Annotated in this window: 16 protein-coding genes and 1 pseudogene; 4 read left to right on the plus strand and 13 right to left on the minus strand. The window is 71.3% G+C overall.

Annotated elements, in window-relative coordinates:
• Positions 1-15: 15 nt before the first annotated feature.
• The 13 genes and pseudogenes from AC1MLT_RS10330 to AC1MLT_RS10390 all read right to left on the minus strand — a co-directional run bounded on the left by AC1MLT_RS10330 (position 16) and on the right by AC1MLT_RS10390 (position 19,668).
• The gene (locus tag AC1MLT_RS10330) at positions 16-996 is read right to left on the minus strand and encodes a tripartite tricarboxylate transporter substrate binding protein (RefSeq protein WP_481032191.1); all 981 of its coding nucleotides are present in this window, start codon (positions 994-996) and stop codon (positions 16-18) included.
• A gap of 128 nt (positions 997-1,124) precedes the next feature.
• Positions 1,125-7,100, minus strand: a complete 5,976-nt coding sequence (gene uvrA, locus AC1MLT_RS10335) for an excinuclease ABC subunit UvrA (RefSeq protein WP_481032192.1) — start codon at positions 7,098-7,100, stop codon at positions 1,125-1,127.
• A gap of 112 nt (positions 7,101-7,212) precedes the next feature.
• Positions 7,213-8,219 (minus strand): annotated as a pseudogene (locus tag AC1MLT_RS10340) (porin).
• A 192-nt stretch (positions 8,220-8,411) separates the two neighbouring features.
• Complete coding sequence (locus AC1MLT_RS10345; protein ID WP_481032193.1) at positions 8,412-9,089, minus strand: DsbA family protein; 678 nt, start codon at positions 9,087-9,089, stop codon at positions 8,412-8,414.
• A gap of 22 nt (positions 9,090-9,111) precedes the next feature.
• The gene (locus AC1MLT_RS10350; protein WP_481032194.1) at positions 9,112-9,441 is read right to left on the minus strand and encodes a DUF1289 domain-containing protein; all 330 of its coding nucleotides are present in this window, start codon (positions 9,439-9,441) and stop codon (positions 9,112-9,114) included.
• Entirely contained in the window at positions 9,438-10,370 is a 933-nt protein-coding gene (locus AC1MLT_RS10355) for a hydroxymethylglutaryl-CoA lyase (protein WP_481032195.1), read from the minus strand. Before AC1MLT_RS10355 ends, AC1MLT_RS10350 begins: the two co-directional genes overlap by 4 nt.
• 90 nt (positions 10,371-10,460) lie before the next feature.
• Positions 10,461-11,399, minus strand: a complete 939-nt coding sequence (locus AC1MLT_RS10360) for a 2-hydroxyacid dehydrogenase (RefSeq protein WP_481032196.1) — start codon at positions 11,397-11,399, stop codon at positions 10,461-10,463.
• 21 nt (positions 11,400-11,420) lie between these two features.
• Positions 11,421-13,523 (minus strand): acetyl/propionyl/methylcrotonyl-CoA carboxylase subunit alpha, encoded by a 2,103-nt coding sequence (locus AC1MLT_RS10365; RefSeq protein ID WP_481032197.1) that lies wholly within the window; start codon positions 13,521-13,523, stop codon positions 11,421-11,423.
• 1 nt (position 13,524) lies between these two features.
• Positions 13,525-14,190: a DUF4126 domain-containing protein gene (locus AC1MLT_RS10370; RefSeq protein WP_481032198.1), complete on the minus strand. Its 666-nt coding sequence runs from the start codon at positions 14,188-14,190 to the stop codon at positions 13,525-13,527.
• A gap of 10 nt (positions 14,191-14,200) precedes the next feature.
• Positions 14,201-15,004, minus strand: coding sequence for an enoyl-CoA hydratase/isomerase family protein (locus AC1MLT_RS10375; RefSeq protein WP_481032199.1), 804 nt, complete (start codon positions 15,002-15,004; stop codon positions 14,201-14,203).
• A gap of 74 nt (positions 15,005-15,078) precedes the next feature.
• Complete coding sequence (locus AC1MLT_RS10380; RefSeq protein ID WP_481032200.1) at positions 15,079-16,692, minus strand: carboxyl transferase domain-containing protein; 1,614 nt, start codon at positions 16,690-16,692, stop codon at positions 15,079-15,081.
• Between the two features lie 13 nt (positions 16,693-16,705).
• Complete coding sequence (locus AC1MLT_RS10385; RefSeq protein WP_481032201.1) at positions 16,706-18,436, minus strand: AMP-binding protein; 1,731 nt, start codon at positions 18,434-18,436, stop codon at positions 16,706-16,708.
• A gap of 50 nt (positions 18,437-18,486) precedes the next feature.
• Positions 18,487-19,668 (minus strand): isovaleryl-CoA dehydrogenase, encoded by a 1,182-nt coding sequence (locus tag AC1MLT_RS10390; protein WP_481032202.1) that lies wholly within the window; start codon positions 19,666-19,668, stop codon positions 18,487-18,489.
• A gap of 188 nt (positions 19,669-19,856) precedes the next feature.
• Here AC1MLT_RS10390 and AC1MLT_RS10395 point away from each other — a divergent pair, with 188 nt between their 5' ends.
• The 4 genes from AC1MLT_RS10395 (at position 19,857) to AC1MLT_RS10410 (ending at position 23,692) form a co-directional block, all read left to right on the plus strand.
• Positions 19,857-20,651 carry a TerC family protein gene (locus AC1MLT_RS10395; RefSeq protein ID WP_481032203.1) on the plus strand — a complete coding sequence of 265 codons (795 nt, stop codon included), beginning with the start codon at positions 19,857-19,859 and terminating at the stop codon, positions 20,649-20,651.
• Positions 20,652-20,775: 124 nt separating this feature from the next.
• Positions 20,776-21,765 (plus strand): AraC family transcriptional regulator, encoded by a 990-nt coding sequence (locus AC1MLT_RS10400; protein ID WP_481034971.1) that lies wholly within the window; start codon positions 20,776-20,778, stop codon positions 21,763-21,765.
• Positions 21,766-21,941: 176 nt separating this feature from the next.
• On the plus strand, positions 21,942-22,334 hold the full coding sequence (locus tag AC1MLT_RS10405) for a phosphonate transporter (protein WP_481032204.1): 393 nt from the start codon (positions 21,942-21,944) through the stop codon (positions 22,332-22,334).
• Positions 22,331-23,692 (plus strand): sensor domain-containing diguanylate cyclase, encoded by a 1,362-nt coding sequence (locus AC1MLT_RS10410; protein WP_481032205.1) that lies wholly within the window; start codon positions 22,331-22,333, stop codon positions 23,690-23,692. Before AC1MLT_RS10405 ends, AC1MLT_RS10410 begins: the two co-directional genes overlap by 4 nt.
• The last annotated feature ends 2 nt before the right edge of the window (positions 23,693-23,694 follow it).

A 23,694-nucleotide genomic window follows, 5' to 3' on the forward strand; every position in this document is an offset into this window, starting at 1 on the left:
CGGGACGAGGCCCCCTCACTGCGGCGGCTTCGCCAGTCCCAGCTTCTCGATCACCACCTTCTCCTTGGCCACGGTGTCCTGCGCGAACTGCGTGTACTGGGCGGTGCTCTTGTAGTCCGGCAGCATGTCGTAGCGGCCGAGGGCGGCGACATAGCTGGGCTCCTCCATGGCCTGCTTGAAGGCGTCGTGCAGCTTCTTCACGACGTCGGGCGGGGTGCCCTTGGGCGCGCCGATGCCGAAGGGCGAGTTCTGCACGATGTCGTAGCCCAGCTCCTTCAGCGTGGGCGCGTCGGGGAACTTGGCCAGGCGCTTGTCGCCCCAGGTGTTGAGCACGCGCAGCTTGCCGGCCTCGACCTGCGGCGCGAAGCCGGTGCTGTCGGCCGCCGCCATCAGCTGGCCGCTGACCGTGGCGAGCATCAGGTCGGCGCTGCCCTTGTACGGCACGTGCTGCAGCTGGATGCCGGCGCGCTGGGCCAGGGTCTCCATGGTGAGGTGCGGACTGGTCAGGTTGCCGGTCGAGCCATAGGTCAGGCGGCCCGGGTTGGCCTTGGCGTAGGCGACGAAATCGGCCCAGGTCTTGAACGGGCTGTCGGCCGGCACCACCACGCCGAAGGCATAGCCCGTGACGTTGATGACATAGCTGATGTCCTTGATCGGGTCCCAGTTGAGCTTGGTCGTGTAGCCCAGGCGGAACACGCCCAGCGGAATCTGCGCGATGGTGTAGCCGTCGGCCTGCGAGGTCTGCAGCGCCTGGGCCGGCAGGGTGCCACCGGCGCCGGGCTTGTTGTCGACGATGACGGGCTGGCCGAGGATCCTGGAGGCGTTGTCCGCCAGCTGGCGCATCGTGATGTCGGTCGGCCCGCCGGCCGGGAAGGCGATCACGAGCTTGACGGGCTTGTTGGGAAAGCCCTGGGCCTGCGCGGCGGCGAAGGGCATGGCGGCCGCCGCCGCGGTCACGGAGAAGACGGCGGCGCGGACGAAGAAACGACGAAACATGGATACGGCTCCTGGGCACATGGATACCTCCATTAGAGACGCCCCGGCCGTGCCGGTCATCGGGTCTCACCCGCGTGACGGGTCGCCTGGGCGACTCGCCACCGGGCGGCCGGATCGCGGCCCGCGCCTCAGCCCGCGCGGGCGGCGCGCGCCAGCACCGGCGCCAACGCCACGCCGGTGTGCGTGCCCAGCCGCACCACCTCCTCCGGCGTCGCCGCCGCGACGATGCGGCCGCCGGCGTTGCCGCCCTCCGGCCCCAGGTCGATCAGCCAGTCGGCCTCGGCGATGACGTCGAGGTCGTGCTCGATCACCACCACGCTGTGGCCGCCGTTGACCAGCCGGTGCAGCACGTGGATCAGCTTCTCGACGTCGGCCATGTGCAAGCCCACCGTCGGCTCGTCGAGCACATAGAGCGTGTGCGGCGCCTTCTGGCCCCGGCGCGTGACATCGTCGCGCACCTTGCTCAGCTCGGTCACCAGCTTGATGCGCTGCGCCTCGCCGCCCGACAGCGTCGGCGACGGCTGGCCGAGCGTCAGGTAGCCCAGGCCGACATCCACCAGCAGCTGCAGCGGGTGGCTGATGTGGGGCATGCTGGCGAAGAAGCCGACCGCCTCGTCGACCTCCATCTGCAGCACGTCGCCGATGCTCTTGCCGCGCCAGGTGACGGCCAGCGTCTCGGGGTTGAAGCGCGCGCCGTGGCAGACCTCGCAGGGCACCTTGACGTCCGGCAGGAAGCTCATCTCGATGGTGCGCACGCCCGCGCCATCGCAGCCCGGGCAGCGGCCCTCGCCGGTGTTGAAGCTGAAGCGCGCCGGCGTGTAGCCGCGTGCCTTGGCCTCCAGGGTGTCGGCGAAGAGCTTGCGGATGGTGTCCCAGAAGCCGATGTAGGTCGCCGGGCAGCTGCGCGGCGTCTTGCCGATCGGCGTCTGGTCGACTTCCAGCACGCGGTCGATGACCTCGTAGCCCTCGACCGTGTCGCAACCCGTCCAGGCCGGGCGCTTGCCGGCGGCATCGGCATCGCGGCCGGCCTTGGTCATGCGCTGGATGACGATCGCCTGCACGTTGGCCAGCAGCACGTCGCGCGCCAGCGTCGACTTGCCCGAACCGCTGACACCCGTGATGGCGACCAGCCGGTGCAGGGGCAGCGTCGTCGTGACGTCCTGCAGGTTGTGCAGGTCGGCGCCGCGCACGGTCAGCCAGGCATCGGCATCCTCCGTTTCTTTGGCCTTGGCCTTCGGGGCCGCCACCGGGGGCAGCACATCGCGACGCGCCTGCAGCGGATGGCGGATGGCATCGCGCAGGTAGCGGCCGGTCTGCGAATCGCCGGCGGCCTCGATGTCGGCGACGCTGCCCTCGGCGACCAGCCGGCCGCCACGCTTGCCGGCGCTCGGGCCGATGTCGATGATGTGGTCGGCGCGGCGGATGGTGTCCTCGTCGTGCTCCACCACCACCAGGGTGTTGCCCTTGTCGCCGAGCTTGTGCAGCGCGTCGAGCAGGATGCGGTTGTCGCGCGCGTGCAGGCCGATGGTCGGCTCGTCGAGCACGTAGCACACGCCCTGCAGGTTGCTGCCGAGCTGCGCGGCCAGGCGGATGCGCTGGGCTTCGCCGCCCGAGAGCGTGGGCGCGCCGCGGTCGAGCGTCAGATAGCCCAGGCCGACCTCCTCCAGGAACTCGAGCCGGCTCCTGATCTCGGGCACCAGGTCGCGCGCGATCTCGGCATCGCGGCCGGTCAGGGTCAGGCGCTCGAACCACTGGCGGATGTCGGTCACGCTCAGGCGGGCGATGTCGGTGATGGCGATGCCCAGCCCCTCGCCGTGGCGCTCCTCGTGCGGCACGGGCAGCGCGCCGGCGCCGACGCCGTCGAGCAGCACCGCGCGCGCCACGGCATTGAGCCGCGTGCCATGGCAGGTCGGGCAGACGACATCGCCGACGTCCTCGGCCTCGGGTTCGGCGAAGGTCTGCTCGCGGCCCTTCTGGTCGTCGGCCAGCACCGAGTCGTCGAAGACCTGGCGCTGGTCGCGCGTCAGCTTGACGCCGGTGCCCACGCAGTCGGGGCACCAGCCATGCTTGCTGTTGTAGCTGAACAGGCGCGGATCGAGTTCGGCATAGCTGGTGCTGCAGATCGGGCAGGCGCGCAGGGTCGAGAACACCTGCGTGCGGCCGATGCCGGCGGTGAGCGAGCCATCGGCGAGCGCCTCCTTCAGGCCGTCGAGCTCGCTCATGACGTGCACCACGCCCTTGCCGTGCTCCAGCGCCCGGGTCAGGGCCTCGCGCAGGGCCGGCTCGCCGGCGGCCGAGATGTCCAGGCTGGCGATCGGCAGCTCGATGCTGTGTTCCTTGAAGCGGTCCAGCCGCGGGAACGGCGTCACCGGCAGGAAGCCGCCATCGACCCGCAGGTGCGTGAAGCCGCGCGGGCGCGCCCAGTCGGCCAGCTCGGTGTAGACGCCCTTGCGGTTGCTCACCAGCGGCGCCAGCAGGCCGATGTGCTGGCCATGGAAGCGGCGCATGAGCTGCGCCACGATGCTGTCGGGCGTCTGCGGCTGCACGGCGGCGCCGTCGTGGATGCAGTGCTGGGTGCCGAGCTTGACGTAGAGCAGGCGCAGGAAGTGCCAGACCTCGGTGGTGGTGCCGACCGTGCTCTTGCGCCCGCCGCGCGACAGGCGCTGCTCGATCGCCACCGTCGGCGGGATGCCATAGACGGCGTCGACCTCGGGCCGCCCGGCCGGCTGCACGATGCTGCGCGCATAGGCGTTGAGCGATTCGAGATAGCGGCGCTGGCCTTCGTTGAACAGGATGTCGAAAGCCAGGGTCGACTTGCCCGAGCCGCTGACGCCGGTGACGACGCTGAACTTGCCGCGCGGGATGTCGACCGAGAGGTTCTTCAGGTTGTGCTCGCGGGCATTGACGATCTGGATCGCGCCCTCGCCCCTGGGCGGACGCAACGGCCGCGGGCCGGGCGCCTGGCCCTGGACCGCCGCCCGGGGCGCGGCGCGTTCGGCCACGCGGCGCGACGGGCCGATGGCAAGCTCGTAGTCGCGCAGGGCCTCGCCGGTGAGCGAGTCGGCGCGCTCCCTGACCTGCTCGGGCGTGCCCACCGCCACCACCTGACCACCGGCGTCGCCGCCCTCGGGGCCGAGGTCGATCAGCCAGTCGCTGGCACGGATGACATCCAGGTTGTGCTCGATCACGACCAGCGAATGGCCGGCGTCGAGCAGCTTGCGCAGGGCGCGCATGAGGCGCGCGATGTCGTCGAAGTGCAGTCCGGTGGTGGGCTCGTCGAACAGGAACAGGGTGCCCTTGCGGGCCAGGGCCTGCCGGCTGGCGCTGGCGCTCTTGGCCGACTCGGCCAGGAAGCCCGCCAGCTTGAGCCGCTGCGCCTCGCCGCCCGAGAGCGTGGGCACCGGCTGGCCGAGCTTCACGTAGTCGAGCCCGACGTCGACGATCGGCTGCAGCACGCGCAGCACCTCGCGGTCGCCGGCGAAGGCGTGCGCGGCCTCGGCCACGGTGAGATCGAGCACATCGGCGACGTTCATCGCCACCAGGCGCGCCGCGCCGGCGGCTCCGGTGTCGGCGGTGTCGCCCGGACGCGCCGGCAGCGGACGCTCGATCGTCACCTCCAGGATCTCCGGCCGATAGCGCTGGCCGTCGCAGTCCGGGCAGCGCAGATAGACGTCGGAGAGGAACTGCATCTCGACATGCTCGAAGCCCGAGCCGCCGCAGGTCGGGCAGCGGCCGTCGCCGCTGTTGAAGCTGAACTTGCTGGCCGTGTAGCCGCGCTGGCGCGACAGCGCGGCGGTGGCGAAGATCTCGCGCACCGCGTCCCAGGCGCCGACATAGCTCGCCGGGTTGGAACGCGCGGTCTTGCCGATGGGGGACTGGTCGACGAACACCACGTCGCCCAGGTGGTCGGCGCCCAGCAGGCGGTCGTGCGCGCCGGGCGTCTCCGTGGCCTTGCCGAAATGGCGCATCAGCGCCGGCGCCAGCACGTCCTGCACCAGGGTCGACTTGCCCGAGCCGCTCACGCCGGTGACCACCACCAGGCGCTGCAGCGGGAACTCCACCGACACGTCGCGCAGGTTGTGCTCGCGCGCGCCCTCCAGGATCAGGCGTGGCGTGGCCTCGGTCACGGCGCGCTTGAAGCCCATGCCGATCTGGCGGCGCCCGCCGAGGTAGTCGCCGGTGAGCGTGGCGGCATTGCGCAGGTCGTCGGTGCTGCCGTCGAAGACGATCTGGCCGCCGCGGATGCCGGGCCCGGGGCCCATGTCGATCACGCGGTCGGCCGCCAGCATCACGGCCGGGTCGTGCTCCACCACCACCAGGGTGTTGCCGGCGTCGCGCAGGCGCAGCATGGCCTCGGTGATGCGGTTCATGTCGCGCGGGTGCAGGCCGATGCTGGGCTCGTCGAGCACGAACAGGGTGTTGACCAGCGAGGTGCCCAGCGCCGTCGTCAGGTTGATGCGCTGGACCTCGCCGCCCGACAGCGTGCGGCTCTGGCGATCGAGCGTGAGATAGCCGATGCCGACATCGTGCAGGTAGCGCAGGCGGGTCGTGATCTCCTCGAACAGCAGCTTGAGGGCCTGGGCGTCGCCGTGCCCCGCCTGCGGCGCGGCCGGCTCCCCGGTCGCCGGCAGGCCCGGATGGGCGCCGGCGGCCAGCGCCGGCGCCTGCAGGTCGAAGAACTTCCGCAATCGCTCGATCGGCAGCAGCATCAGGTCGTGCAGGCACAGCCCCGGCAGGGCCTCGAGCTGCTCGCGCGACCAGGTCACCCCGGCGGGCATGAAGCGCTTCTCCGGCGCCAGCACGGCATCGGCGTCGGCTTTGCCGCCGATGCGCCACAGCAGGCTCTCCAGCTTCAGCCGCGCGCCCGCGCAGACCGGGCATTGCGTGTAGCTGCGGTACTTCGACAGCAGCACGCGGATGTGCATCTTGTAGGCCTTGCTCTCCAGGTAGCCGAAGAAGCGCTTGATGCCGAACCACTGCTGGTTCCACTTGCCGTTCCAGTTCGGCGAACCCTCGATGACCCATTCCTTCTGCGCCGCGGAGAGCTTGTTCCAGGGCGTGTCGCGCGGGATGCCGGCGGCCTCGGCATGGCGCATCAGGTCGTCCTGGGCTTCCTTCCAGGCCGGCGTCTGCATCGGCTTGATGGCGCCGGCGCGCAGCGTGAGCCGCTCGTCGGGGATCACCAATCCGAAATCGACGCCGATCACGCGGCCGAAGCCTCGGCAGGTCTCGCAGGCGCCGACGGCCGAGTTGAACGAGAACATCGACGGGATCGGATCGGCATAGCGGATGTCGCTCTCCGGGCAGTGCAGGCCGGTGGAGAAGCGCCAGATCTCCGGCTCCGCCTCGGTCGTCGCGGCGGCGCCCTCGCCGCCCTCGGCTCCGGCACCCGTGGCCGGCAGCACGTACACCCGGAGCCGGCCGGCGCCGCGCTTCAGGCCGGTCTCGATGGCTTCGAGCACGCGCACGCGCTCGGCGCCGGCGATGCGGAAGCGGTCGGCCACGACGTCGAGCACCTTGCGCGCGCCGGTCGGCGTGGCGACCTCGCGCTCGGCCTGCACGCGCGTGAAGCCGCTGGCCGACAGCCACTGCGCGACCTCGTCGGGCGTGGTCGTGGCCGGCAGCTCGACCGGGAAGGTCACCGCCAGGCGCGGATCGCCCGCCGCCGCCGCGCGCTCGGCCAGGGTGGCGTAGATGCTGTCGGGGGAGTCGTGGCGCACCGGCAGCGCGGTCGCGCGATCGAACAGGTTGGCGGCCCGGGCGAACAGCAGCTTCAGGTGGTCGTTGAGCTCGGTCATCGTGCCGACCGTGGAGCGCGAGGAGCGCACCGGGTTGGTCTGGTCGATGGCGATGGCCGGGGGCACGCCCTCGACGCGGTCGACCGCCGGCTTGTCCATGCGATCGAGGAACTGCCGCGCGTAGGCCGAGAAGGTCTCGACATAGCGGCGCTGCCCTTCGGCATACAGGGTGTCGAAGACCAGGCTCGACTTGCCCGAGCCGCTCGGCCCGGTGACCACCGTCATCTCACCGGTGTGGATGTCGAGATCGAGGTTCTGGAGGTTGTGCTGGCGGGCGCCACGGATGCGGATGGAACCTTGTGTCATGCAGGCCTTGGGGGATGGGGCAAGCATTCTAGGAACGGGCTCCGCGGCCCGCGCCGCAGGGCGACATGCCGCACGCGGGAGAGGGTTTTCCCCGCCCGCGCGCGGCCCATCCTCAGAAGTTGTGCCGCACGCCCAGGGCCAGCGACCTGAAGTCCACGCCCGCCAGCCCGCTCTGGTAGGACGCCGCCGCGTGGTTGTTCACGCGCGTGTAGTAGCCATAGACCTTGGTGCGCTTGCTCAGGTTGTAGTTGTAGCCGAGCGTGTATTGCGTGGCGGCGGTGTCGGGCAGGTTGTCGTAGTCGCCGGCGCGCCCGACGTTGAGGTGGAACTCCGAGGCGCCCAGCAGGTAGGCTCCCGACAGGCGCACCGAGTTGCGCTTGCCGCCATTGGCGAAGAAGGCGTTCTCGTCGCGCTGCACATAGCCCCCGAGCAGGAACGGACCGATCGCGTAGAAGGCCCGCAGCGCGAACTGGTCGACCCGGTCGAGCTTGGTGTAGCCGGCGCCCAGCGCCAGGGCGCCGAGCTTGTAGTTGGCCGCGACGTCGTACGAGTTCTTGCCGTCGGCGCCGGCCACCGGGGCGGTGCCGGGGCCGGGGACGGGCGTGCCGGAAGCCTGCTCGTGCAGGCCGACCGAGCCCTCCAGCGTGAAGTCGCGCCAGACCGGCGTGCGGTAGGCCACCTTGTTGGTGTCGCGGCTGACATAGGCATACAGCGCATCGGCCGACGAGCCGGTGTCGTGGTTGTGCAGGCTGACATAGTCGGCGGTCGCGAAATACGACTCGGCGATCCAGCGGCCCAGGCGCAGGCGGCCGAAGTCGCCCGAGAGATCGACCTCGCTGCGGCGGGCGAAGAACGGGCTGGCGGCGACGCCGGTGTCGGAGGCGAAGCCACTCTCGAGCCCGAAGCCGATCTTCAGGCCGCCGCCCAGGTCCTCCACCCCCCTCTGAAGCCGAAGCGCGACGAGTTGTTGAACAGCCCGGTCGTGCGCGCCTCGCCGGTCCTCTGGTTCTCCACCGTGGTGTTGACGCGGCCATAGAGCGTCACGTCGCTCTGCGCCGAAGCGCTCGTGACGGCCAGCAGCGTGCCGGCCGCGGCCAGGGCGCAATGGAACTTCTTCATGTGTAGTCCTTGGAACGACTCCGCAACCGCCCGGAATGGACGGCCCTCTCCTCCGGTCGCTGGGCGACCGGCGCGGGGTCGAGCGCCGACTGTAAGAAGGGGGAACCGGGACGTCGAGCGATTCGTTCACGCTCGTTGCCGGCGCGCCGCACGGACGGGACGGCCGCGCGAGGTCGGTGGGTCGGCGCGCCCTCAGGCGACCGGCTCGGATCCGGTCGTCCGCCGCCCGGCGGCATCGATGGTCGACACCAGGCGGTCGGCGTCGTGCCAGGACGGGCCGTCGAACCAGGCCTCGCCCCGCAGGGCGGCGCGCAGCATCTCCAGCCCCTCGAAACCCCAGAACAGCCGGCCCTCGGCGACGCAGGCCGGCACGCCGAAGACGCCGCTCGCGATGGCCTCGGCCGTGTTGGCGCGCAGTTGCGCCCTGGCCGCCTCGCCCTGGCCATCGCGCACCGCCGGCGGCAGGCGCTGGGCCAGCGCCGCCAACCGCGCCGGATCGACCGCGTCGGCGCCGCCGCCGCGCCAGATGTCGCGGAAGATGGTTTCCGCCACCAGGCGGCTGATGGCGCCATCGCGCGTGGTGGCGAGCGCGAGCCGCAGGTGCGGCAGCGGATCGTACGGATGCGCGGCCGGCAGCTCGATCGGGATGCCATGCGCCTGGCCCAGCCACAGCGCGTGGCGGTAGATCCAGGTGCGCTTGGCCGGCAGCGTCACCGGCGGCGTGTGGCCGTGGTGCCGGAACAGCGCGCCGAGCACGATCGGCTTGTAGGCGACCTCGCAGCTCAGTCCCTCGAGCACCTCGGGCAGGCGCTCGAAGGCCAGGTAGGCATAGGGCGAGACGAAGTCGAGATGGAAGTCGATGTGGGTCATCGGAAGGACTCCAGGGTCGGGCTCAGGACGGTGCGGACGCCGTCGCCGGCATCGGCGAGGACAGCCGGGTGCGCAACTCGATGGCGCGCCAGACGCGGCGCTTGCAGGCGTCCTCCATGCGGCTCCAGCCGGCGATCTCGTCGAGCGTGCGCAGGCAGCCGGTGCACAGTCCGCTCGCCGCGTCCATGCGGCAGACCGAGACGCAGGGCGACGGCACGTCGCGCATCGCGCGCTGCGCCCCGGCGGCCCGCAGCGCGAGCGCGGCGCGTTCGTCGAGCCGGTGGCGCGCGATGTCGTCGGCCGTGGTCGTGGCGGTGGTGGCCTCGCGGCCGTCGTCGGCGAGCGCGCTCATCCGGCGGTTTCCAGCCGCTTGTTGCGGATCGCCTTGGAGGCGCGCGAGTTCGGCTCGCGACCCAGCGCCTGGCTGATGTAGACGCCGGCGTCGATCAGCCGGTCGAGGTCGATGCCGGTCTCGATGCCCATGCCGTGGAGCATGTAGACCACGTCCTCGGTCGCGACGTTGCCGGTCGCGCCCTTGGCATAGGGACAGCCGCCCAGTCCGGCCGACGAGGTGTCGAACTGCCACACGCCCAGCTCCAGGCTGGCCAGCGTGTTGCCCAGCGCCTGGCCATAGGTGTCGTGGAAGTGGCCCGAGACGTCGTCGACCCCGAAGTGGCGCAGGGTCGCCTCGATGGCGCGCTGCACCTTGAGCGGCGTGCCCACGCCGATGGTGTCGGCCACGCCCACGTGCTGCACGCCGATGTCCTTCATCAGCCCGGCCAGCATCGCCACGCGCGACGGGTCGATCTCGCCCTCGTAGGGACAGCCCACCGTGCACGACATCGCCCCGCGCACGTGGATGCCGTGCGCGCGCGCGGCCTCCACCACCGGCGCGAAGCGCTCGATGCTCTCGGCGATGGAGCAGTTGATGTTGCGCTGGCTGAAGGCCTCGCTGGCTGCGCCGAAGACCACGATCTCGTCGGGCCACTCCTCGCGCGGCGCCGCGATGGCGGCCTCGAAACCCTTCATGTTGGGCGTCAGCACCGAATAGCGCACGCCGGGCTTGCGCGCGATGCCATGCATGACCTCGGCGTTGTCGGCCATCTGCGGCACCCACTTCGGACTGACGAAGCTGGTGACCTCGATCTCGCGCAGGCCGGCGTCCTGCAGCCGGTGGACGAGGCCGATCTTGATGTCGGCCGCCACGGGCTGCTTCTCGTTCTGCAGGCCGTCACGCGGGCCGACGTCGACGAGCTTGACGCGGGTGGGAAGGTTGTTCATGGTCATGGCACGGCCTCTTCATCGATTGAATGCTGCATGTTCACAGATCGCGGGGCGCGGCAGGAAGGTCCGCGATCGAGCGGGCACCGCTCAATACCCGCGCCCCACATCCACCACGCCCGCCAGCGTGTCGAAGTCCGCGCCCTCCTCCACGGCGCGGATCTTGCCGGCGATCTGCAGGATCGACTCGTCGCGCAGCGTGCGCGCCGAGGCATGCGGCGTCACCGTGATCCTCGGATGGCGCCAGAACGCATGGCCGGGCGGCAGCGGCTCGGTCTGGAAGACATCCAGCGTGGCGCCGGCGAGGCGGCCGCCATCGAGCAGCGGGATCAGGTCGTCCTCGACCAGATGGGCGCCGCGCGCCACGTTGATGACATAGCCGCCGGGCGCGCCGCCGTTGAGCTTCTCCAGCGTCTCGCGCCGCAGGATGCCGCGCGTGTCGTCGGTCAACGGCAGCAGGCAGACGACGACGCGGCTGGCGGCCAGGAAGTCGTCGAAGCCGGCCGTCCCGGAGAAGGTGCGCACACCCGCGACCTCGCGCGGCGTGCGGCTCCAGCCGTTGACCGGGAACTCGAACTGCGCCACGGCCTTCGCCACGCGCTGGCCGAGCACGCCCAGGCCCATGACGCCGACCGGAAAGTCCTGCCGCAGGCGCGGCCGGCGGAAGCTCCACCGGCCGTCCCGGGCATCGGCCTCGTAGCCGTCGAATTCGCGGAAATGCCGGATCAGCGCGTGGCAGACGTACTCGGCCATCTGCACCGACATGCCGGCGTCGTCGAGCCGCACGATGCGCATCGAGTCGGGGATGCGCAGGGCCAGCAGGGCATCGACGCCGGCGCCGATGTTGAAGATGCCGCGCAGGGTCGGCCGCTGCTCGTCGATGAACCGCTGCGACGGTGCCCAGACCACCGCGTGGTCGGCCGGCGCCGCGCCGGGCGTCCAGGCCTCGACCACGGCATCGGGCAGTTCGCGTTGCAGGCCGGCGATCCAGGCGTCGGGGCGTTCGGGGAGGGAGACGGTGATGCGCATGATGCGGCCGAGCTTATCCACTCAGGCGGCGACGGCGGCCGCGGCGCCCACCGAGATCCGCAGCAGCTCCGCCCCCTCGGCCACCTGGTCGCCGGGCGCGTAGAGCAGCTCGTCGACCGTGCCATCGGCCGGCGCGGCGATGGTGTGCTCCATCTTCATGGCTTCCATCACCGCCAGCGGCTGACCGCGCGTGACGGCATCGCCGGCCTTCACGGCGAAGGACACCACCTTGCCCGGCATCGGCGCGGTCAGGCGGCCGCCTTCGGCCTGCGCCTCGCCGGCATGGGCGAGCCGGTCGACCAGCGTGATGCGCGTGGCGCCGCGCGCGGTGAAGACGTGGCCGGTGCGCAGGCCGTGCCCGCCCTCGACCCAGGCCACCTGCACCACCTCGCGCGTGCCGTCGCTCAGGCGCAGCTCGAAGTCGTCGTCGGCGCCAGTGCCGGCGTCGGGGCCGTCCGGCCCGGCCGTCGTCATCGGGTCGCAGGCCAATGTGGTCTCGACACCGCCGACCGTCAGGCGCAACGTGCCATCGCGCTCGTGGGCGAGCGTGGCGGACTCGGTGGCGCCATGGAACTCGAGCTCGAAGCGGCGCGTGAACCGGCCATGCGAGCGCCAGCCGTCGCGCCGCGCGAACGGGCCGCCCTCGGCCGCCGCGGCGCGGCGCTCGTCGAGCACCACGCGCGCCACCACCGCCGCCGCCGCCAGCGGCAGGCCCAGCGGCTCGCGCTCGAACAGCACCGCGCGCTCGCGCTCGATCAATGCCGTGTCGAGGTCGGGCTTCGAGAACGACGCGGTCGCCAGCACCCCGCGCAGGAACTGCACGTTGGTCGCCAGGCCGACGATGCGGGTGCCCGCCAGGGCCTGGTCGAGCCGCGCCAGCGCCTCGTCGCGCGTGGCGCCATGCACGATCAGCTTGGCGATCATCGAGTCGTAGAAGGGCGAGATCGCGTCGCCCTGGCGCACGCCGTCGTCGATGCGCACCGGGGCGCGGCCGCCATCCGGGGCCAGGCGCTCGAAGGCCGTGGCGGCCGGCTTGCGGTAGACCCGCAGGGTGCCGGTGGCGGGCAGGAAATCGTTGTCCGGGTTCTCGGCGCAGATGCGCGCCTCGATCGCGTGGCCGCTGATGGCGAGCTGGTCCTGGCGCAGCGGCAGCGGCTCGCCCGAGGCGATGCGCAATTGCCACTCCACCAGGTCGAGCCCGGTGATGGCCTCGGTCACCGGATGCTCGACCTGCAGGCGGGTGTTCATCTCCATGAAGAAGAATTCCATCCCGCCGCCGGCGCGCTGCTCGACGATGAATTCCACCGTGCCGGCGCCGACATAGCCCACGGCCCGCGCCGCCGCCACCGCCGCGGCGCCCATGCGCTGGCGCATCGACTCGGTCATACCGGGCGCGGGCGCCTCCTCCAGCACCTTCTGGTGGCGCCGCTGCACCGAGCAGTCGCGCTCGAACAGGTGGACGCAGCCGCCCTGGGCGTCGCCGAAGACCTGGATCTCGATGTGGCGCGGACGCTGGACGTATTTCTCGATCAGCACGGCGTCGTCGCCGAAGCTGTTGATGGCCTCGCGCCGGCACGAGGCCAGCGCGGCGGCGAAGTCGCCGGACCGGTCGACCGCGCGCATGCCCTTGCCGCCGCCGCCAGCGCTGGCCTTGATCAGCACCGGATAGCCGATGCGGTCGGCCTCGCGCCGCAGCAGCTCGGCATCCTGGTCGGCGCCGTGGTAGCCGGGCACCAGCGGCACGCCGGCCGCTTCCATCAGCCGCTTGGATTCGGCCTTCAGCCCCATCGCCTGGATCGCCGAGGGCGGCGGGCCGATGAAGACCAGCCCGGCCTCGGCGCAGGCGCGGGCGAACTCCTCGTTCTCGCTCAGGAAGCCATAGCCCGGGTGGATCGCCTCGGCGCCGGTGGCGCGCGCGGCCTCCAGGATGCGCTCCCAGCGCAGGTAGCTGTCCTTGGGCGCGCTGCCGCCCAGATGCACCGCTTCGTCGCAGGCGCGCACGTGGCGGGCATCGGCATCGGCATCGGAATACACGGCGACGCTGCGCACGCCCAGGCGGCGCGCGGTGGCGGCGACGCGGCAGGCGATCTCGCCACGGTTGGCGATCAGGATCTTCTTGAACATGTCATCGGTCTCCGGGAGGGCTGTGCTTGGAAAGTCGGAAGGCGGGCGCCACGCCCGGGTCGGGCCGGCCGCTGAAGATGCGCGCGACGCGGGCGACCAGTCCGCGCAGGAAGCGCCAGCTGCGCGCGATGAGCCACACGCTCAGTGCCAGCACGGCGGCGAACATCAGCGCGAACACCAGCGGATGCATCACCGCCAGCCACAGGCCGGCGGGCACCATGCCGTCCTCCAGCAGCGACGCGCCGACGTTGGTGAAGGGCTCGGGCGAGGTGTTGAGGGCGGCGCGCGTGGTGGCCTTGGCCGCGTGCGCGGTGGCCGCGAAGCCGCCGCCGACCAGGGCCGCCACCACGGCCATGGCGCCGTGGTCGGCGCCGAAGACGCCGGCCGCCAGGGCCGCGCCGGCCGGGATGCGGATCGCGGTGTGGACCAGGTCCCAGAGCGAGTCCAGCCCCGGGATCTTGTCGGCGCAGAACTCGACGAAGACCATGAAGCCGCTCGCCGCCAGCACCACCGGATGCGCCAGCAGCTGCAGTCCGCCGGGCAATGGCACCCAGCCGAAGTGGCCCGCCAGCCCGGTCAGCAGCACCACCAGATAGAGCCGCACGCCGCTGGCCCAGCCGAGCGCGGCGGCCAGGGCCAGCAGCTGCGGCAGGTCGAGTGCGTTCATCACTGGCGCGTCACTCGCGCGCAGCCAGCCAGGACGGCTTGCGCTTCTGCAGGAAGGCCTGCACGCCCTCGCGACCCTCGGCGCTGGCGCGGATGTCGGCGATGCCCTCGACGGTGCGCTCGATCAGGGCGGCGTCGATCTCGCGCCCGGCGACCTCGGCGACCAGGCGCTTGCAGGTCGCGACGGCGTCCGGGCCGGCGCCACGCAGGGCCTTCAGGAGTTGGTCGACCTGGGCGTCGATGGCCTCGGCGGCATCGACCACCTCGTGCACCAGGCCCAGGCGATGCGCCTCGGCGGCCGTGAAGCGCTCGGCCGTCAGGAACCAGCGCTGCGCCGCGCGCGCGCCCATGGCGCGGATGACATACGGGCTGATGGTGGCGGGGACCAGGCCGATCCTGACCTCGCTCAGGCAGAACCAGGCGGTGTCGACGGCGACGGCCATGTCGCAGGCCGCGACCAGTCCCATGCCACCGGCGTAGACGTCGCCCTGCACGCGCGCGATGGTCGGCTTGGGGCACTCGGCGATGGTGCGCAGCATGGTGGCCAGGGTGCCGGCATCGGCCAGGTTCTGCTCGCGCGTGTAGTCGGCCATGCGGCGCATCCAGTTCAGGTCGGCGCCGGCGCAGAAGGCCGGCCCGCGCGCGCCCAGCACCACGGCGCGCACCGCCGGCATGGCGCCGGCCTCGGCGAAGGCGCGCGTCAGCTCGCCGATGACGACATCGTCGAAGGCATTGCGCGTCGCCGGCCGGTCGAGCCAGATGCGGGCGACGGCGCCATCGGCGTCGAGCGCGAATTCGAGGGTCTCGAAGCTCATCTCATCTCCTTTCCGTGCCCCCGGCGGTCGCGGCGGCGCAGGGCGCGCGGGGACCGGGGACGATTCATGGTCGGTCACATCCGGAAGACGCCGAAGCGCGGCGCCGGGATCGGCGCGTGGCGCGCGGCGGCCAGGCCCAGCGCCAGCACGCGGCGCGTGTCGGCCGGGTCGATGACGCCGTCGTCCCACAGCCGGGCGGTGGCGTAGTAGGGGTGGCCCTGTTCCTCGTACTGGCGCCGCAGCGGCGCCTTGAAGGCCTCCTCCTCCTCGGCGCTCCAGCGCCCGCCCTTGCCCTCGATGCCATCGCGCTTGACGGTCGCCAGCACGCTGGCGGCCTGCTCGCCGCCCATCACGCTGATGCGCGCGTTGGGCCACATCCAGAGGAAGCGCGGCGAGAACGCGCGGCCGCACATGCCGTAGTTGCCGGCGCCGAAGCTGCCGCCGATGATGATCGTGAACTTGGGCACGTTGGCCGTGGCCACGGCCGTCACCATCTTGGCGCCGTGGCGCGCGATGCCCTCGTTCTCGTACTTGCGCCCCACCATGAAACCGGTGATGTTCTGCAGGAACACCAGCGGCGTCCCGCGCTGGCAGCACAGCTCGATGAAGTGCGCGCCCTTCTGGGCCGACTCGGAGAACAGGATGCCGTTGTTGGCGACGATGCCCACCGGCATGCCCTCGATGGTGGCGAAGCCGCACACCAGCGTGGCGCCGAAGCGCGCCTTGAACTCGTGGAACTCGCTGCCGTCGACGATGCGGGCGATGATCTCGCGCACGTCGAAGGGCTTGCGCGTGTCGGTCGGGATGACGCCGTAGAGTTCCTCGGCGGGCAGGGCCGGCGGCGTGCCCGACGGTGCGGCGTCGGCCGGCCGGTTCAGGTTCGCCACCGCCGAGCGCGCCAGCGCCAATGCGTGCAGGTCGTTCTGCGCCAGGTGGTCGGCCACGCCAGACAGCCGCGTGTGCACGTCGCCACCGCCCAGGTCCTCGGCCGTCACCACCTCGCCGGTGGCCGCCTTCACCAGCGGCGGGCCGCCCAGGAAGATGGTGCCCTGGTCCTTGACGATGATCGATTCGTCGCTCATGGCCGGCACGTAGGCGCCGCCGGCCGTGCACGAGCCCATGACCACGGCGATCTGCGCGATGCCCCGGGCGCTCATCTGCGCCTGGTTGTAGAAGATGCGGCCGAAGTGGTCGCGGTCGGGGAAGACCTCGTCCTGGTTGGGCAGGTTGGCGCCGCCGGAGTCGACCAGGTAGATGCACGGCAGATGGTTCTGCTCGGCGATCTCCTGGGCGCGCAGGTGCTTCTTGACGGTCAGCGGGAAGTAGGTGCCGCCCTTCACCGTGGCGTCGTTGCACACGATCATGCAGTCGACGCCGCTGACGCGGCCGATGCCGGCGATCAGGCCGGCGCCGGGCGCGGACTCGGCGCCGGCCGCATCGAGGTACATGCCGCAGGCCGCCAGCGGCGCGATCTCCAGGAACGGCGTGCCGGGGTCGAGCAGCTCGGCCACGCGATCGCGCGGCAGCAGCTTGCCGCGCGCGACGTGCCTGGCGCGCGCGACCTCGCCGCCACCGGCCTCGACCCGGGCGAAGCGCGCCTGCAGGTCGTCGACCAGCGCGCGCATGGCGGTCGCGTTGGCCTGGAAATCCGCGGAGCGGGCATTGAGTCGGGTTTCGATTCTGCTCATGGCTGGGGGTCCTTCATGCGGTCTTCACCTCGTCGAGGCCCAGGCGCTCGCGCATGGTCTCGCGGATCCTGAATTTCTGGATCTTGCCGGTCACGGTCATCGGGAAGGCATCGACGAACAGGATGTACCGGGGCACCTTGTAGTGCGCGATGCGGCCGGCGCAGAAGGCGCGGATGTCGTCCTCGGTCGGCGCCTGGCCGGGGCGCGGGATGATCCAGGCGCACAGCTCCTCGCCATAGCGGACGTCGGGCAGGCCGACCACCTGCACGTCCTGCACCTGCGGATGGCCGTAGAGGAATTCCTCGATCTCGCGCGGATAGATGTTCTCGCCGCCGCGGATCACCATGTCCTTGCTGCGCCCGACGATGTTGACGTACCCCTCGTCGTCCATGGTGGCGAGGTCGCCGGTGTGCATCCAGCCCTCGGCGTCGATGGCCTCGCGCGTGCGCGGCTCGTCGTCCCAGTAGCCGTGCATCACCAGGTAGCCGCGCGCGCACAGCTCGCCCGAGGTGCCGCGCGGCACCGTCCGGCCGGTCTGCGCGTCGATGATCTTCACCTCCACGTGCGGCTGCACCGTGCCGACGGTGGCGACGCGGCGGGCCAATGGCGTGTCGGTCGAGCTCTGGCAGCTCACCGGGCTGGTCTCGGTCATGCCGTAGGCGATGGTGATCTCGCGCAGGTTCATGCGCTCGACCACGCGCTTCATGACCTCGATCGGGCAGGCGGTGCCGGCCATGATGCCGGTGCGCAGGGTCGAGAGATCGAACTCGGCGAAGCGCGGATGGTCGAGCTCGGCGATGAACATCGTCGGCACGCCGTGCAGGCCGGTGCAGCGCTCGGCCTGCACCGTCTCCAGCACCGACAGCGCGTCGAAGCCGTCGTTCGGGAACACGATGGTGCTGCCGTGCGTGAGGCAGGCCAGGCTGCCCAGCACCATGCCGAAGCAGTGGTACATGGGCACCGGGATGCACAGGCGGTCGTCTGGCCCGAGCTTCATGCATTCGCCGATGAAGAAGCCGTTGTTCAGGATGTTGCGGTGCGTCAGCGTGGCACCCTTGGGGAAGCCGGTGGTGCCGCTGGTGAACTGGATGTTGATGGGCTCGTCGGCGCGCAGGCCGCGCTGCGCCTCGGCCACGCGCGGGTCGCGCGCATCGCCGCTGGCGAGCAGCCGCGAGAAGCGCCGCATGCCGGGGACCTCCTCGCCGTCCCCGCCCGGCGCATCGATCCAGACGACGTGGCGCAGCCTGGGCAGCCGCGCGGCATGCAGGGCGGTGGCGCCCTCCACGCCCGCCGCGCCGGCCGCTTCCAGCTCCGGCGCCAGTTCGCGCAGCATGCCGAGGTAGTCGCTGGTCTTGAAGCGCGGCATCGTCACCAGCACCGCGCAGTCGACCTTGTCGAGCGCGTATTCGACCTCGGAGGTGCGATAGGCCGGATTGATGTTCACCAGCACCAGCCCGACCCGGGCCGTGGCGAGCTGCAGCAGCACCCAGGCCGCGTTGTTGTGCGACCAGATGCCCACGCGCTCGCCGGGCGCCAGGCCCAGCCGCAGCAGGGCGCTGGCCAGCTGGCGCGAGGCGTCGCGCAGTTCCTCGTAGGTGTAGCGCAGGCCCTCGTGGCGGCTGACCAGCGCCTCGCGCCCGGGCTGGCGCTGGGCCATGGCATCGAAGAAGTCGCCGATCGTCTGCTCGATCAGCGGGGCGTCGGTGGCGCCCCGGGCATAGCTCGCGCTCGTGTCCATGTGCATGTCTCCTGTCTCTGTGTCCGTGCCGGCGCGCCCGCGCGGGCGCATCCGGCTCAAGCGGTCTCGGCGAACAGCTCGCGGCCGATCAGCATGCGGCGGATCTCGCTGGTGCCGGCGCCGATCTCGTAGAGCTTGGCGTCGCGCCACAGGCGCTCGACCGGGAAATCCTTGGTGTAGCCGACGCCGCCCAAGGCCTGGATCGCCTCGCCGGCCATCCAGGTCGCCTTCTCGGCCGAATACAGGATGGCGCCGGCGGCGTCCTTCCTGAAGCTGCGCGCGTGGTCGTTGCGGTCGCAGGCCTTGCCCACGGCATACACGTAGGCGCGGGTGGCCTGCCAGGTCGAGTACATGTCGGCCAGCTTGCCCTGCATCAGCTGGAACTCGCCGATGCTCTGGCCGAACTGCCGGCGCTCGTGCACGAACGGGATCACCGCGTCCATGCAGGCGGCCATGATGCCCAGCGGCCCGCCCGAGAGCACCGCGCGCTCGTAGTCGAGACCGCTCATCAGCACCTTCGCGCCCTGCCCCTCGCCACCCAGCACGTTCTCCTCGGGCACCTCGCAGTCGTCGAAGAACAGCGGATAGGTGTTGGAGCCGCGCATGCCCAGCTTGTCGAGCTTGGTGCCGGCGGAGAAGCCCTTGAAGCCGCGCTCGACGATGAAGGCGGTCATGCCGCGCGCGCCCATCTCGGGCTCGGTCTTGGCATAGATCACCAGGGTGTCGGCATCGCCGCCGTTGGTGATCCACATCTTGCCGCCGTTGAGCACGTAGCGGTCGCCGCGCTTCTCGGCGCGCAGCTTCATGCTGACCACATCCGAGCCGGCGCCGGGCTCGCTCATGGCCAGCGCGCCGACATGCTCGCCGCTCACCAGCTTCGGCAGGTACTTCGCCTTCTGCGCCGCGCTGCCGTTGCGGTGGATCTGGTTCACGCACAGGTTGGAATGGGCGCCATAGGACAGCCCGACCGAGGCCGAGGCGCGCGAGACCTCCTCCATGGCGACGATGTGGGCCAGGTAGCCCAGCTCGGTGCCGCCGTACTCCTCCTTCACGGTCATGCCGTGCAGGCCGAGCTCGCCAAGCTTCCTCCAGAGGTCATGGGGGAACAGGTTGTCGGCATCGACGGCGGCGGCGCGGGGCGCGATCTCCTCGGCGGCGAAATCGGCGATCGCCTCGCGCAGGGCGTCGACGGTGTCGCCGAGGTCGAAATTCAGTCCGGGCAGGCTGGCTGCGGGCATGGCTTGTCTCCTCCGGTGGGGATGGTCGGGCAAGGCCGCAGCTTACGCCCGGCGCACCCGCATATGGCGCCATCGCGGTTGCAGATCGTGCCAGCCCCCCGCGCAAATCCAGCACCGGCCGATGGTCTTTGACCGCTCCGGCCGGGCTGCTGCATCATCGGCCGATCCCCATCCTCTCCCCTACTCCCATGGACAGTCTGCAAGCCTTGTTCTCCGACCCCACGGCGTGGGCCGCCCTGCTGGCGCTGGTGGTCATGGAGGTCGTGCTGGGCATCGACAACCTGATCTTCATCTCCATCCTGTCCAACAAGCTGCCGGAGCACCAGCGCAAGAACGCCCGGCGCATCGGCATCGGGCTGGCGCTGGTGATGCGGCTCGCGCTGCTGTCGATGATCGCGTGGATCGTCGGCCTGACCGCGCCGGTGTTCGACCTCGGTTGGGCCGGCCCGCCCAACGCCGCCGGACTGCCCAGCTTCGAGACCCAGTTCTCCTGGCGCGACCTGATCCTGATCGTCGGCGGCCTGTTCCTGATCTGGAAGGCGACCAAGGAGATCCACCACGTCGTCGACCCCACGCCCACGGGCGATGTCTTCGACACCGCCGGCAAGAAGGCCACGGTGGCGTTCTCCTCGGTGCTGGTGCAGATCGTGCTGCTGGACATGGTGTTCTCGGTCGACTCGATCCTGACCGCCGTGGGCATGACCGACAACCTGGCGGTGATGGTGATCGCCGTGGTCACCGCCGTCACCGTGATGCTGCTGGCGGCCGAGCCGCTGGCCAATTTCATCAACCGCAATCCGACGGTGGTGATGCTGGCGCTGGGCTTCCTGCTGATGATCGGCGCCGTGCTGATCGCCGACGGCTTCGGCGTCCACGTGCCCAAGGGCTACATCTACGCGGCGATGGCGTTCTCCACGCTGGTCGAGGTGCTCAACATGTTCTCCCGCCGCGCCCAGCAGCGCAAGGCGGCGCGGCCGTCTTGACCGGAGCCCCGGCCGGCGCGCCGGTGGCGGATCGCGCCAGGACGCCGGCGTGACGACCCCGGCGGACGCCGACCGGTCGCCGCGCGCCGCCACGGCATCCCGGCCGCCCCGCGCGGCGACGCCGATGGCCTTCGTGCGCGCCATCGTCGCCGCCTACGCGCAGCGGGGCCTCGATCCGGCCGGCGCCCTGCGCGCCGCCCGGATCGCGCCAGGCGAACTCGCCGATGCGGCCGCCCGCGTGACGGCGCTCCAGTTCGAGGCCCTCAACGCCCATGCGATGCAGGAGCTCGACGACGAGGCGCTCGGCTGGTTCTCGCGCCGCCTGCCCTGGGGCAGCTACGGCATGCTGTGTCGCGCCTCGCTGGGGTCGCCCGACCTGGGCGTGGCCCTCAAGCGCTGGTGCCGCCACCACCGGCTGCTGACCGAGGACATCGTGCTCGACCTGCGGGTGGCCGATGGCGTGGCCAGCGTGCACATCGAGGAGCGGCATCCGCCGGGGCCCGGATTCCGCGAGTTCTGCCTGGTGTCGAGCCTGCGCTTCCTGCTGGGCTATGCCTGCTGGGCCATCGACTCGCAGATCGCGTTGCGCGAGGCGCATTTCGCCTTCGAGGCGCCCTCGCACCACGAGGCCTACGGATTGATGTTCGGCCCCCGCGTCGTCTTCGATCCGCGCCGGGGCACCGGCATCGCCTTCGACGAGCGCTACCTGGCGCTGCCGCTGCGGCGCGACGAGCGCGCGCTGCGCGCCATGCTGCGCCGCGCCCTGCCCCTGACGGTGCTGCAGTACCGGCGCGACCGGCTGCTCGGGCGCCGGGTGCGCGAGCTGCTGCGGGCGCACAGCACCGACGCGGTGACGGCCGAGACCGTCGCCGGCTGGCTGGCGATCTCGCCACGCACCCTGCATCGCCAGCTGCACGACGAGGGCGTCTCGCTGCAGCTGCTCAAGGACGAGGTGCGCCGGACGCGGGCCTGCGAACTGCTGCGGCGCACCACGCGGCCGCTCCGGCAGGTCGCGCTGGCGGTCGGTTTCCGCAACGAGAAGAGCTTCGCGCGCGCCTTCCGCCAGTGGACCGGGACGACGCCGGGCCGCTTCAGGAGCGGCGCGCCCGACTGAGCGGGCGCGCACCCCACCGACGAAAGGGTCAAGTCGGCGCGCGGAGTGCCGATAGAAAAGCCAGAATGACTCCCGATGGCCGCCGGACAACCCGTTCGCGGGCGCCTGCACGGGATGCATGCCGCGCCCGGCGTCCCGCGCCCTCCCCACATCCCTACTTCGACAAAGGTATTTCCATGATCGAGACCCAGGCCCCGGCCTTCGACTCACCCGGACTCGTCGAGCGGCTCGACATCCTGACCGACGCCGAGCTCGACGAACTCGATTTCGGCGTCATCGGTTTCGACGCCGGCGGTGTCGTGCGGCGCTACAACACCTTCGAATCCAGGGCGGCCGGGCTGTCCTCGCCACGCGTGGTCGGCCATGCCCTCTTCACCGTCGTCGCGCCCTGCATGAACAACTACCTCGTGGCCCAGCGCTTCGAGGACACGGCGGCCGAAGGCGGCACCCTCGACGACACCATCGACTACGTGCTCACCCTGCGCATGCGCCCGATCAAGGTCCGGCTGCGACTGCTGGCCGCGCCATCCGCCGCCCATCGCTACGTGCTCGTCCAGCGCTCGGTGTGAACCTCGATCTCATGTCGCAGGCCGACCAGGAAGAGTACGAGGCGCTGCTCCAGTTCCTCTACATCGCGCCCATCGGCCTGGCGCAGATCCGTGCCGACGGCACCATCGTGATGGTCAACCCGCTGTGCGCCCAGCTGCTCATGCCGCTGTCGCGCGATGGCGACCTGGCCAATCTGTTCGTGGCGGTGGAGGACGTGGCGCCCGACCTGCGCCACCGCACGGCCACCTTCACGGCATCGAGCGGGACGATCTGCGATGCCATGCATCTGCACGTCGAGGCCGCGCGCTCCGGGCGCCGGGAGGTGCAGGTGCTGTCGCTGAGCCTGCTCAAGCTCGACGCGGAACGCTTCATGGCCGTCCTCGACGACGTCACGCAGGCCGTGCGCCGCGAGCGCGAACTGCGCCAGAGCCAGGCCTGGATCCACACCATCGTCACCGGCCTGACCGACTACGCGCTGGTGTCGCTGGACGAGCACGGGCGCTGCTGCGACTGGAATCCCGGCATCGAGCGCGTCACCGGTTTCGGCCAGGCCGCCGTCCTCGGCGCCGACTACGCCCTGTTCTATCCACCCGAGGCCCTGGACTCGACCCGCGCGCTCGATCGCCTGCACGAGGCCGACCACAGTGGCTGGAGCCTGGACGAGGGCTGGCGCCGGCGTGCCGATGGCAGCCGCTACTGGGGCAGCTGCCTGATCGCGCCGGTCTACGAGCCGGGCGAGCACGGCGCCGATCCGCATGCCGCCGGTCCGCGCGGCTACAGCCTGATCCTGCGCGATGTCTCCGAGCGCCGCGAGGCGACCGACGCGATGCGCCGCTCGCTGTGGTCGGACCACCTCACCGGGCTGTCCAACCGGCGCGTGCTGTTCGAGGCGATGGAGCTCGAACTCGAGCGCTGGCGCCGCGCGCTGCGCCCGCTGTCGGTGGTGATGATCGACGCCGACCACTTCAAGCTGATCAACGACCGCTTCGGCCATGCCGCCGGCGACGCCGTACTGCGCCACCTGGCCACCGCCATGGTGGCGACCTTCGGCGCCCACGACACCATCGCGCGACTGGGCGGCGAGGAGTTCGTGGCGCTGCTGCCGGGCACCGGCGCCGCCGCCGCGGCCGCCGCCGCCGAGCGCCTGTGCCGCGCCGTCGAGGCCCAGCCCGTGCGGGTCGGCGAGCACGCCATCGCCTACACCGTCAGCGCGGGCGTGGCGGCCATGGAAGCCGCCGTGGCCCATGTCGACGGCCTGCTGCAACGCGCCGACGCGGCCATGTACGCGGCCAAGGCCGGCGGGCGCAACCGCGTCGCGTGCTGGGAACCGGGTTTGCGCGAGGCGCGGCGGCCCGACGCCCGCGCCGGCCGCGCCTAGCC

The sequence above is a fragment of the Variovorax sp. PEI5 genome (assembly GCF_056679935.1).

Excerpts from the sequence above, each read along its gene's own strand:
- AC1MLT_RS10360 (WP_481032196.1), bottom strand. The coding sequence starts at position 11,399 with ATGCGCATCACCGTCTCCCTCCCCGAACGCCCCGACGCCTGGATCGCC.
- AC1MLT_RS10380 (WP_481032200.1), bottom strand. The coding sequence starts at position 16,692 with ATGAGCAGAATCGAAACCCGACTCAATGCCCGCTCCGCGGATTTCCAG.
- AC1MLT_RS10370 (WP_481032198.1), bottom strand. The coding sequence starts at position 14,190 with ATGAACGCACTCGACCTGCCGCAGCTGCTGGCCCTGGCCGCCGCGCTC.
- AC1MLT_RS10405 (WP_481032204.1), top strand. The coding sequence starts at position 21,942 with ATGATCGAGACCCAGGCCCCGGCCTTCGACTCACCCGGACTCGTCGAG.
- AC1MLT_RS10350 (WP_481032194.1), bottom strand. The coding sequence starts at position 9,441 with ATGAGCGCGCTCGCCGACGACGGCCGCGAGGCCACCACCGCCACGACC.
- AC1MLT_RS10385 (WP_481032201.1), bottom strand. The coding sequence starts at position 18,436 with ATGCACATGGACACGAGCGCGAGCTATGCCCGGGGCGCCACCGACGCC.
- AC1MLT_RS10345 (WP_481032193.1), bottom strand. The coding sequence starts at position 9,089 with ATGACCCACATCGACTTCCATCTCGACTTCGTCTCGCCCTATGCCTAC.
- AC1MLT_RS10400 (WP_481034971.1), top strand. The coding sequence starts at position 20,776 with ATGGCCTTCGTGCGCGCCATCGTCGCCGCCTACGCGCAGCGGGGCCTC.
- AC1MLT_RS10390 (WP_481032202.1), bottom strand. The coding sequence starts at position 19,668 with ATGCCCGCAGCCAGCCTGCCCGGACTGAATTTCGACCTCGGCGACACC.
- AC1MLT_RS10365 (WP_481032197.1), bottom strand. The coding sequence starts at position 13,523 with ATGTTCAAGAAGATCCTGATCGCCAACCGTGGCGAGATCGCCTGCCGC.
- AC1MLT_RS10395 (WP_481032203.1), top strand. The coding sequence starts at position 19,857 with ATGGACAGTCTGCAAGCCTTGTTCTCCGACCCCACGGCGTGGGCCGCC.
- AC1MLT_RS10355 (WP_481032195.1), bottom strand. The coding sequence starts at position 10,370 with ATGAACAACCTTCCCACCCGCGTCAAGCTCGTCGACGTCGGCCCGCGT.
- uvrA (WP_481032192.1), bottom strand. The coding sequence starts at position 7,100 with ATGACACAAGGTTCCATCCGCATCCGTGGCGCCCGCCAGCACAACCTC.
- AC1MLT_RS10375 (WP_481032199.1), bottom strand. The coding sequence starts at position 15,004 with ATGAGCTTCGAGACCCTCGAATTCGCGCTCGACGCCGATGGCGCCGTC.
- AC1MLT_RS10330 (WP_481032191.1), bottom strand. The coding sequence starts at position 996 with ATGTTTCGTCGTTTCTTCGTCCGCGCCGCCGTCTTCTCCGTGACCGCG.